The organism is Amycolatopsis mediterranei (assembly GCF_026017845.1).
Taxonomy (GTDB): Bacteria; Actinomycetota; Actinomycetes; order Mycobacteriales; family Pseudonocardiaceae; genus Amycolatopsis; species Amycolatopsis mediterranei.
Window position 1 is genome coordinate 5885006 of record NZ_CP100416.1, and the last position, 1052, is coordinate 5886057.

The 1052-nt window shown below is 66.1% G+C and carries 1 protein-coding gene; it reads right to left on the bottom strand.

The genetic code is table 11. From position 1 onward, the window contains the following. Positions 1-22: 22 nt before the first annotated feature. Positions 23-903, bottom strand: a protein-coding gene (locus ISP_RS26320; RefSeq protein WP_378251384.1) for an IS5 family transposase whose coding sequence is annotated in 2 segments (ribosomal slippage) — positions 23-528 and positions 528-903 — 882 coding nt in all. Because the reading frame shifts where the segments join, the coding sequence is not laid out codon by codon here. Positions 904-1052 lie beyond the last annotated feature (149 nt).

The window sequence follows — 1052 nt, forward strand, 5'->3', positions numbered from 1 at the left end:
CTAGGGCCTGTATCGAAGTCGGTCAGAGCCATTCGTCGATGGCTGCGATGTGGATGGTGGCTTCGTAGCGGACAGCGAGTTTGTCGTAACGAGTGGCTACGGCGCGGTGGCGTTTGAGCCGGTTGATACCGCACTCCACGGCGTGACGCTGCTTGTAGGTTTCGGGGTCGAAAGCCGGTGGCCGGCCGCCCTTCGACCCCTTGGCCTTGCGGTGCGCGTCCTGATCAGTTTTGCTCGGGATGGTCGCCTTGATCCCACGTTTGCGCAGGTGAGCCCGGTTTGCCTTAGAGGTGTAAGCCTTATCCGCCAGCACCCGATCCGGCCGGGTGCGCGGCCGCCCACCACCGGCCAGCCGGGGCACCCGGATACCACGCAGGACAGGAATGAACTGCGGGCTGTCGCCACGCTGCCCGGCGGTCAATACGATCGACAACGGCTTCTGACCCTGCTCACAGCCCAGATGCAACTTCGTGGTCCACCCACCGCGGGACCGGCCCAACGCATGATCATCCGGCTCGGCGGTCACCCCGCCTGGCGGCTCGGCCTGCAGATCCCCTTTTTACGCGCACCTGCGGCATGCTGATGCGCCCGCGCGATCGTGGAGTCCACGCTCACGTCCCAGACGATCCGCCCCGCCGCCTCGGCCAACGCCTGCAACGCGGTCAATATCCGCTTCCAGGTGCCATCACGCTGCCACCGCCGAAACAGCCCATATGCCGCCGCCCATGAGCCATATCCAGCGGGGATGTCGCGCCACGGCGCGCCGGCACGCACCCGCCACCGGATCGCGTCGATCAGCTGCCGCTTGGTCCACATCGACGGTCGCCCAGGCCGCTTCGGCTCGGGCAGCAACGGCTCCAGCGCTGCCCACTGAGCGTCGGTCAGGTCGAACCGCCCCGCCACCGCTAGGGTGTCCACGAGGTCTCCGGTGTTCAGGTTCTTCTTGGTCGACGAACCAATTACCGGAGACCTCACCTATTTCGGCCGCCGACACGCCCAGCACGGTCAACTCCAGCTCAACCTGCCGGAGACAACTTCGATACAGGCCCTAG